At 60.9% G+C, this 8,885-nt stretch carries 7 protein-coding genes; 2 read left to right on the top strand and 5 right to left on the bottom strand.

Annotated features, from left to right (window positions below):
- The 5 genes from GOALK_RS22790 to GOALK_RS22810 all read right to left on the bottom strand — a co-directional run.
- Positions 1-737 (bottom strand): alpha/beta fold hydrolase (locus GOALK_RS22790; protein WP_040004462.1); only part of this gene is annotated, 737 nt, incomplete at its 3' end.
- A 4-nt stretch (positions 738-741) separates the two neighbouring features.
- Positions 742-1,812 (bottom strand): ferredoxin--NADP reductase, encoded by a 1,071-nt coding sequence (locus GOALK_RS22795; RefSeq protein ID WP_006361209.1) that lies wholly within the window; start codon positions 1,810-1,812, stop codon positions 742-744.
- Complete coding sequence (locus tag GOALK_RS22800; protein WP_006361210.1) at positions 1,809-2,678, bottom strand: SDR family NAD(P)-dependent oxidoreductase; 870 nt, start codon at positions 2,676-2,678, stop codon at positions 1,809-1,811. The genes GOALK_RS22795 and GOALK_RS22800 overlap by 4 nt, the downstream gene beginning before the upstream one ends.
- A 39-nt stretch (positions 2,679-2,717) precedes the next feature.
- A complete protein-coding gene (locus GOALK_RS22805) occupies positions 2,718-4,241 on the bottom strand; it encodes a flavin-containing monooxygenase (RefSeq protein ID WP_006361211.1) in 1,524 nt (507 codons plus the stop codon).
- 158 nt (positions 4,242-4,399) lie between these two features.
- Entirely contained in the window at positions 4,400-5,368 is a 969-nt protein-coding gene (locus GOALK_RS22810; protein WP_006361212.1) for an AurF N-oxygenase family protein, read from the bottom strand.
- 133 nt (positions 5,369-5,501) lie between these two features.
- Here GOALK_RS22810 and GOALK_RS22815 point away from each other — a divergent pair, with 133 nt between their 5' ends.
- Both GOALK_RS22815 and GOALK_RS22820 read left to right on the top strand, forming a co-directional pair.
- Entirely contained in the window at positions 5,502-5,843 is a 342-nt protein-coding gene (locus GOALK_RS22815; protein ID WP_006361213.1) for a DUF4873 domain-containing protein, read from the top strand.
- A gap of 42 nt (positions 5,844-5,885) precedes the next feature.
- Positions 5,886-8,885: MMPL/RND family transporter (locus tag GOALK_RS22820; protein WP_042378882.1), on the top strand; the 3,000-nt coding region annotated here is incomplete at its 3' end.

Here is an 8,885-nt window from a genome sequence, read left to right on the forward strand (position 1 = left end):
CCCACGATCACTGTCGTCGGAACCGCAAGTGAGTCGACTCCTTTGCTGACGTCAATGGAGGCCAGGACCTTGCCCCACATTCCCCGCACCGCAGGGGGGCAACGCAGCACTATGTCGGAACACTCCGCTACAACGTCGGCCGACGCGTGCGGGCCCATCGTCCCGTATTTTACCAACCGTCGGTTGAAACGAGTGTCAAGCATCTCCGGTCCCGCGATGGCGAGCCCGGCTGCGAAGGCTCGCTCCAGTGTGGCGCGGAATCGACGTGGCGACCTTATTAACGTCGATCGGCTAACCAACTGGGAGGGTCCAGTGCTCGCCAAGACGGCACCACGGGCTAGGAGGGGCACCGACTCCGGGTGCTCGGCAGCCCAACCCATGATGGACATCCCGCCCATACTGTGACCGGACACCAAGGCCTTACGACTCGACGTGACGACCGCGCGCAAGACCGCCTCGAGATCGTCGCCGAGCAACGACGAAGAGAAGGGGGCGCGACCCCGGTCACTCCAGCCATGTCCTCGTTGGTCATATACCACCACACGGTGTGTGTTGGCGAAGTGTTCGATCTGAGGTCTCCAGAACCGACCCTGGCAAGCCCACCCGTGGCTGAACACCAACAGCGGCGCATCATCACCCAGCCCGTACTCCTCAACGAACAGCCTTGTGCCGTCACTAGAGAGAACCTCCCGCGACCGCGGCGACAACAGGCCAGCTCCCGAAGAGTCAGAGGTCATCGAGTCAGAGGTCATCGAAGCTCACCGTCACAGCGTCGGTGAGCGGAAGTGCCTGGCACGCGAGTCGCTCACCGTCCTCAATGTCATCGTCGACGAGGATGTTGTTCTGCACCATGTCGACATCACCCTCGATGAGCTTGCACACACACGCGCTGCATGCGCCCTCTCGACACGAGTACGGGGCGTTGTGCCCTCGTGAGAGCAGCACATCGAGCAGCGGCGTGTTACGTGGCCACTCCGTGGTGATGCACTCTCCGTTGAGGTAAACCGTGGCGGTAGCTACACCCTCATCGTCACTGAGTCGACGCAGTGTGGGGGTGTCGAACGGGTCACCCGCCAGCGACTGGAACACCTCCCGATGTACATCCGAATGGTCCACTCCACACGCGGTGGCAGACCTTTCCACCAGATCCATGAAGGGGGAAGGGCCGCAGGTGAAGATCACCGATCCCTTGTGATCACGAATAATCTTCTCGACAGCCTCGGATGTGGGGATCCCGTTCTCCGACTCAAGCCAGTCGACCAAAGTGAACCGCTCGGGGAATTCGGATCTGATCTGCTGAAGCTGGCGCTCGTACATGATCGAATCGGCGTCAAGGTTCGCGTAGAACAGGACGACTTCCCCACTGCCCGACACCAGTGCCGACTTCACCAGCGACAGGATCGGCGTGATGCCGCTTCCGCCGGCGAAGAAAAGCATGTCGACGTCGAGGCTCTTAGCGGTAAACTTTCCCGACGGCGTCAGTACGGTCATTTCCATGCCGACGGAGACGTTGTCGCACAACCAGTTTGACGCGTATCCCCCAGCGGTGCGCTTCACCCCGATCTCGAGGCGGAAGTCATCGACATGAGGTGAACTGCTCAGCGAATAGCATCGTGCGACGTGGCCCGTCTGGTCGGACGGGATCTTCAGCGTAATGAACTGCCCGGGTAGATGCTTGAAATCGTCGACGATCTCGTCAGGCACTTCGAAGGCGATGCTCACCGAGTCCTTGGTCTCTTGCACGACCTCCGACACGGTCAGCGTCCGCGATCGCGCGGTGGTGCCCGGCCGATTCTCCTGCTCGACGGTCATTTGATGATTCCCCGCTTGCGAGCGAAGGCGTAGCCCGCGCGGGTGATAGGCGCAGAGATGTCCTGGTAGCGCGGACCCACAACGCGTGCGACAAAGTCGAAGCCCCGTGCGTCTGCGCCGATCAGCACTCGGGGCTTCTTCTTGTCCATTCCCTTGAGGATGGTGGACGCCGCTTTCTCCGGAGTGGTCCTGGCGATGCTGTTGAACATTGTGGCAATGGTGGCGGTATCTGCCCCCATATCGGATACACCCCGAGCGTTATTGACGATATTTGTCTTGACGCCGCCGGGGTGAACGCATGTCACTGTGACCGGATGCCGACTGATCTTCATCTCTTGGCGAAGCGCTTCGGTGAAGCCACGCACACCGAACTTGGCGGCGTTGTAAGCACTTTGACTGGGAATACCGACCAGACCGAAGACGCTGGAGGTATTCACCAGATGACCATCACCGGAGGCGATCAGATAAGGCAGGAAGGCCTTCGTCCCATTGACGACACCGCCGAAGTTGATACCCATCAGCCAGTCAAAGTCCTCCCAAGACATGTCAACAACGTCGGCGCCGAGGGCGACGCCGGCGTTGTTGAACACCATGTTCACGCACCCGAAAGATGACTGGACGCTTTCGGCGTAATCCTGGAAGGCAGCACGATCTGCCACGTCCAACACGGCGGTCTCGACTTTCGCCCGATGCGCGGTACGGCACATAGCCGCCGTCTCCGCGAGATGCACCTCGTCGACGTCGGACAAGGAAAGGCTGGCCCCGCGTGCGGCAAGTTGAAGCGCAAGGGACCGGCCGATCCCTGAGGCGGCTCCCGTGACGACTGCGACCTGGTTCGCATAGTTATCTGTTGTCGAACTACTCACTGTTGAATACTCACTTCTCGATGACCTACGGCTGGGTTGTCAGGCGATCTCGTACTCGGCGGGCTTGAAGTCCTTCGTCGCTCGCCAGTACTGCCAGGTGAACCCGGGCCACACCGTACGGTTGACACCCTGCGAGTCCAGATACCAGCTCGTACACCCGCCGTTGGTCCATACCCCCTTGGCGAGCTTGTGCTGAATGTTCTTGTTGAAGTGTTCTTGAACCTCGGGCCGCACATCTACACGCTGCGCTCCGCGACTGTCGACGGCGTCGATGGCCTTCATGATGTACTTGATCTGCTGCTCGATCATGAATACGACAGAGTTGTGTCCAAGACCTGTGTTGGGCCCGAGCAGGAAGAACAGGTTCGGGAAGCCCTCGGTGGTGATGCCGAGGTGGGTGTTGATGCCCGTCCGGTGCCAGTGCGACGGCAAGTCTTCGCCCCGGGCGCCCTTGAGCGCGAGTTGATCGAATCCGTCTGTGACATGGAACCCTGTGGCGTAAATGATCACATCTACAGGATGTGACACGCCGTCAGCGGTGACGATAGAATCCGCGGTGACCTTTTCAATCCGATCACTGATCACTGTCGTGTTGGGCGCGGCGAGTGCAGGGTAGTAGTCGTTCGATCCCAGGATGCGTTTGCATCCGATGCGGTAGGACGGCATCAGCTTTCTGCGTAGCTCAGGGTCGGCGATAGAACGCTCGATGTTCCATTTCGCCACTTTTTCGATTGGTCGCATAAGGTTGGAGTGGCCGTTGAGCCCGAAGGCCAGGCTCTCTGCGCCCCAGTAGACCGACCACCGAGCGAGGCGGCGTGTGATAGGGATCTTGCTGAGCACGGTCCGAAGTGCCGTCGGCACCGCGAAGTTCTTGCGTGGAAGTACCCAAGCCGGGGTTCGCTGGAAGACCGTGAGTGTGCCGGCCTCCTTCTGCACGAATGGCACGAACTGAATCGCGCTGGCACCGGTGCCAATGACGGCCACCCGCTTGCCCTGGAGATCCACCGTGTGGTCCCACTTTGCCGAATGGAATGCCTGGCCGGCGAACTCATCGATTCCGGGGATGTTCGGATAGTTCGGGATGTGCAGAGCGCCGACACCGGACACGACGTACTGCGCGATGTACTCCCGGCCCGACTCGGTACGCAGGTGCCACCGAGATTCGGACTCGCTCCAGTATCCGGAGACCAACTTCTGCCCAAAATGGATCTTCTGAGTGACACCACGCTTGTCGGAGATCTCTTTCAGGTACTGCTCGATTTCGGGCTGCGAAGACCACACCTTCGACCAACTACCGCGGCTCTCGAACGAGTAGGAGTACATCAGTGACGGCACGTCGCATGCGCATCCTGGATAGGTGTTGTCGCGCCAGGTTCCACCGACAGAGTCGGCCTTTTCCAGCACGATGAAATCGCTATACCCGCGCCGGCGGAGCTGCACGGCCATACCGAGCCCAGAAAATCCGCTGCCGATGATGAGTACCTTGGTGATTATAGGCTCGGCTATTCCCGGGTCTGTCGCCGTGGCGGCGCGCGCCGCGCGCTTGGTGTTGGAGGACGGCATTGAGTGAAAAGCTCCCTGATCAAATACAGCAGACGGACCTGCACGGCGCGGGAACGCGTCGCAGGTGTGAGAATGTCATCCACCCGAGCCCGCGAACGGAGACATCCGAACGTGGGGTCGAGGGTTGGCGAGTGGCCGAGGGGGCCAGGCTGAGGGTGTTAGCGCAGATCGTCGGGCAGGCTGCGCGTTGCGCGCCACATCGCCATCGTGAATTTCCCCTCCATCATCCCGGCCTCGTGGAAGAACCGGATCATAGGCTCGGACATGAACTGCAAATTGACGCGATAGTTCGGGCTCGTCTGCTGCGCCCACAGCCCGCGCAGACGGTTGATTCCGACAGCGGGGTACACCTTCGGATTGATGAGCAACGGGTACGCAAAGTTCGCAATGACCGCCAGCGTGCCTCGATGCCAAGCGCGCGAGATGCGTCCGCGACGCTGCATCCCCTCCACCATTTCCAGCCGCGCGAAGGTGATGTGGCGGGCCTCTTCGAGAACGTGGATCTTCATGAGCTGGCGCAGCTGCGGCTGCATTTTCGGGTCATTCATCGCCTCACGCTGAGCGCGGTCGAGTATCTCTTCGATGAGCAATGTCGCGCCGGATACAGACGGGCCGAGAGGCACAAAATGCAGAATCTTCGCGAAGCCCAAGAATCCCTTCGGCAACTTGTACGGCGCCAGTCCCGTCTTGTTGATCAACCGGGCAAACATCGTCGAGTGACGTGCCTCGTCGCCGATCTCGTTAAGGGCGTAGAGGGCCCTTTGATCTGTCAGGGCACCTTTGGCAGACATTCGGAGCAGCGCTGAGCTGAGCAGATTCTCTGCGTAGATACCGAAGCTGAGAATGCTGACAATTTCATGGCGCCCGAGTTCCACCTTCTGCTCATCGCTCATTTTCTCCCACAGCTTGGTGCCGTAGAGCGAGACACGATGCTCGGGCAGGAAGTACTTTCCCTCCTCCCAGGGCGAGTCCCAATCGATGTCGATCTCCGCGTCGTAGAACTTTTCGGCCGCCGCCCGCAGGAGTCGGCCGGCAGACCTTTGCATGTCGACGGGCTTGCGGGCACTGACGCGCGACACCCCTTCCGTCGAAACGTCGGGCTTGATCTCAACATTCTGAACGGTCATGTGACACCTCCGTTGTGTTCCGGGCCGAGCTGAGTCTCGTCTCTATACCCGATACTCTGGGTACCCGATACTGCTAGTGTCACTGCCAGTGTGTTCTTTTGTCAACGCTTGATGTGAAGAAAGTGAGCTTTACGTGTCTGACGACCACGATCTCGACTACTCCGGCGAGGGCACCTTGGTGTGCCGCGGCAAGGAGATTGCTGTCCGGGTGAAAATCAAAGGCTATTTCCAGCCCCTCAACGGCTTGTACACCTGGTACGGCAGGATCGACAAAAATGATGCGCTCGACGCCCTCCTCGCGGGCAGGCGCACGGTTGCTGTCTTCGTGACACCAGAGGGCCGCGCCGAGTGCGTCGTGGGCGATCCTGATTTCTGGGACCGCTATCGCATTACGGGCACGAGCAGGCCGCCGTACCACATCCCCACCACGCTCGAAGACGTGGAGTCGATAGCAGAGAGTGAACATCACAGCTGACCGACCCGCACGGAGCCGCCTGTGGGGCGTTCCCCCAATCCAATGAGTCCGAGAGGAAATTCGTACGTGGCCAGGTCGTCGATCGTTCACAACCGTCCATCAAGGCGTTCTGCCGGCACCGGTGAATACAGCGCTCAACTGGAAAAGGTCGCCTGGTTCACGCTGCGGCGCAAGGGATTCGTGGCGTCGGTCTGGGTCGTGGTTGCGGTCGGCTTAGCGGTGCTATTCCCGCAGCTGGAGTCCGTGATCCGACAGCAGTCGGTGGACCCGATACCCGCGGGCGTACCGTCATTTCAGACGCTCGACCGGATGGGTGAGGCGTTCAATGAGAAGGGGGCCAAGACCACCGTCTTCGTCGCCATGGAGAACGACAGGGGTTTCTCGGACACCACCCGCGCCAGGTATGACGAATTGGTGACCGCACTGCGTGCGGACACGGAACACGTCATCGCAGTCCGCGACCTGCTCGGCGACCCGCTCACGGAGAGTCAGGCGCTGAGCAAAGACAAGAAGGCGTGGTATCTGCCTATCGGTGTCACCGGGACGTTGGGCGGACCGGACGCTGCCAACGCCGTGGAAGCGGTCCGTGACACCGCGAACGAAATCTTCAGTGGTACCGACACAATTGTTCGGGTGACCGGTCCACCTGCCACGTTCACCGACCAGCTCGCGGTGGGTGAGACCGATCTGGTCGTGATCACGCTCGCCACGGTGCTGTTGATCGCCGGGATCCTGCTGATCGTCTACCGATCGATCTTCACCGCTCTCATGCCGCTGCTGGTGGTCGGCATGAGCCTGGCAGTGGGCCGCGGGGTGCTCTCGGGTCTGGGCGAATTGGGCATGCCCGTGTCTCAATTCACCTCGATGTTCATGACGGTAATCATCTTCGGCGCCGGAGTCGACTACTCCGTATTCCTCATAAGCCGGTATCACGAGGGCATCCGGGCGGGCGATACCCCTGACGTGGCCATTGCGAACGCCACCGCAACGATCGGTCGCGTGGTGCTCGCGTCCGCAGCGACAGTTGCCTTTGCTTTCTTAGCGATGGCGTTCGCCAAACTCAGCGTGTTCAACACGCTCGGCCCGGCGTGCGCGATCTCTATCGCCTTCGGCTTCCTGGCAACCGTCACTTTGCTGCCCCCCGTGCTGTCGTTCGCGGCAAAGCGTGGCGCGGGTCTACCTCGTCGTGACCTCACCAGACGGTACTGGCATCGGGTGGGAACGGGGGTGATCCGGCGGCCGGTCCCGCTGCTCGCGGTGAGCCTGGTGGCACTGATCGCTCTCGGCCTCATCGCGACCACCATGACAATCACCTATGACGATCGGGAAGGTCAGCCGCCGGACACCGGAAGCAACGAGGGATACGCGCTGCTGAACCGGCACTTTCCCAAAGACACCATCATCTCCGAATTCCTTCTGGTGGAGTCGAACGAAGACATGCGCACCGGCCAGGGACTGGCCGATCTTGAACAGATGGCGTCGCGCGTCGCGCAGACGCCCGGCGTCACCCGCGTCATCGGGGTGACCCGCCCGACGGGCGAGAAGCTCGAGCAGGCTGAGTTGTCATGGCAGAACGACCAGATCGGTAGTGGTATCACCGAACAGACCGATGACGCACAGTCACGGAAGGGCGACCTGGACCTACTAAAGACCGGGTCATCACAACTCGCCGACGGTCTTGCTCTGCTGAACGAGCAGGTCACCACCAACCTCGCGCCGCTGTCGGGGTTGCTCGAGCAGGCCTCGTCGGCCGGCGAGCAGCTCAGCCAGTATCGTCCGCTCGTCGATCAGCTGGCTGCTGCGGCGCCCGCACTTGATGAATTCTCCCAACAAGCTCCCGAGCTGTCTCGAGTGGCACGACAAGCACAGTCGGCTGCCGACGCCGTCGCACCGGCGTTGAGTGCACTCGATGCTCCCTGGTGCGTCCAGATCCCGCAGTGTTCGGCCTTGCAGACACAGACCTCGGACATCCGCGCATTGGCCGACAACCAGTCCCTCGGTCGTATCGCGGACTTCGCTACCCAGCTCGGTGGAGTCGAGGGCCCGGGAACGGCGGACCTCGCGCAGTTGCAGAGCTCATTGAACGTCCTCGACTCCGCTCTGCAGACGATCAACGGCCAGGACCTCGGCAGTCGGTTGTCACAGCTCCAGACGGGCGTCCGAGCGCTCGCCGACGGGGCCCGACAGCTGTCCGGCGGTGTGAGCGCATTGGTGGACAGCAACGTACAGCTGCTGGCGGGCCTGTCTCAAGTGGCCGCCCAGCTACGCGCGCCCGCCCGGGACATCGGCAACACTGACTCGGCAACGGGGTTCTACCTACCCGCCGACGCGTTCAAGGATCAACAGTTCAGCCAAGTGGCGCGCCAGTTCATCTCGCCGGATGGCAAGACTGCTCGCTTTGTAGTGCAGACCGCCTACGATCCGTATACCGCGGATGCCATGACGTTGGCGAACAGTCTGTCGAAGGTGGCCGAGGACGCCATGCCGAACACCACGCTGCAGGGTGCGCGCGCATCTGTCGCCGGGTTCCCGGCGATCAACGCCGACATCCAACGACTTCTGGCGTACGATTTCAAGTTACTCGGATTCGGAACGATCCTGATAGTCGGCCTGATCCTAATGCTCTTACTCAGGGCGATCGTCGCACCGATCTATCTACTGGCCACTGTCGTTCTCAACTACGCAGCCGCTCTGGGCATCGGTGTCCTAGTTCTGCAACACATTTTCGGCAATGAAATTGCCTGGCCGGTCCCGCTGGTGTCTTTCATCGTTCTAGTGGCAGTGGGGGCCGACTACAACATGCTGTTGGTTTCCCGGCTCAGAGAGGAATCGGTGGCCAATATCCGGCTCGGAGTTCTACGCACCGTCGCATACACCGGCTCGGTCATCACCTCGGCCGGTTTGATCTTCGCGGCGAGCATGTTCGGACTCATGCTGGGATCGATCGACGTGATGGTGCAGATCGGCTTCATCATCGGTATCGGGTTACTCCTGGACACCTTTCTCGTCCGCACGATTGTCGTCCCTGCGCTGGCAGCATTG

Origin of the sequence: Gordonia alkanivorans NBRC 16433 (genome assembly GCF_000225505.1) — a bacterium.
GTDB classification, from domain to species: domain Bacteria; phylum Actinomycetota; class Actinomycetes; order Mycobacteriales; family Mycobacteriaceae; genus Gordonia; species Gordonia alkanivorans.

Bases quoted from the DNA above. Each gene is read 5' to 3' on its own strand.
- GOALK_RS22795 (WP_006361209.1), bottom strand. From the start codon at position 1,812: ATGACCGTCGAGCAGGAGAATCGGCCGGGCACCACCGCGCGATCGCGG.
- GOALK_RS22805 (WP_006361211.1), bottom strand. From the start codon at position 4,241: ATGCCGTCCTCCAACACCAAGCGCGCGGCGCGCGCCGCCACGGCGACA.
- GOALK_RS22810 (WP_006361212.1), bottom strand. From the start codon at position 5,368: ATGACCGTTCAGAATGTTGAGATCAAGCCCGACGTTTCGACGGAAGGG.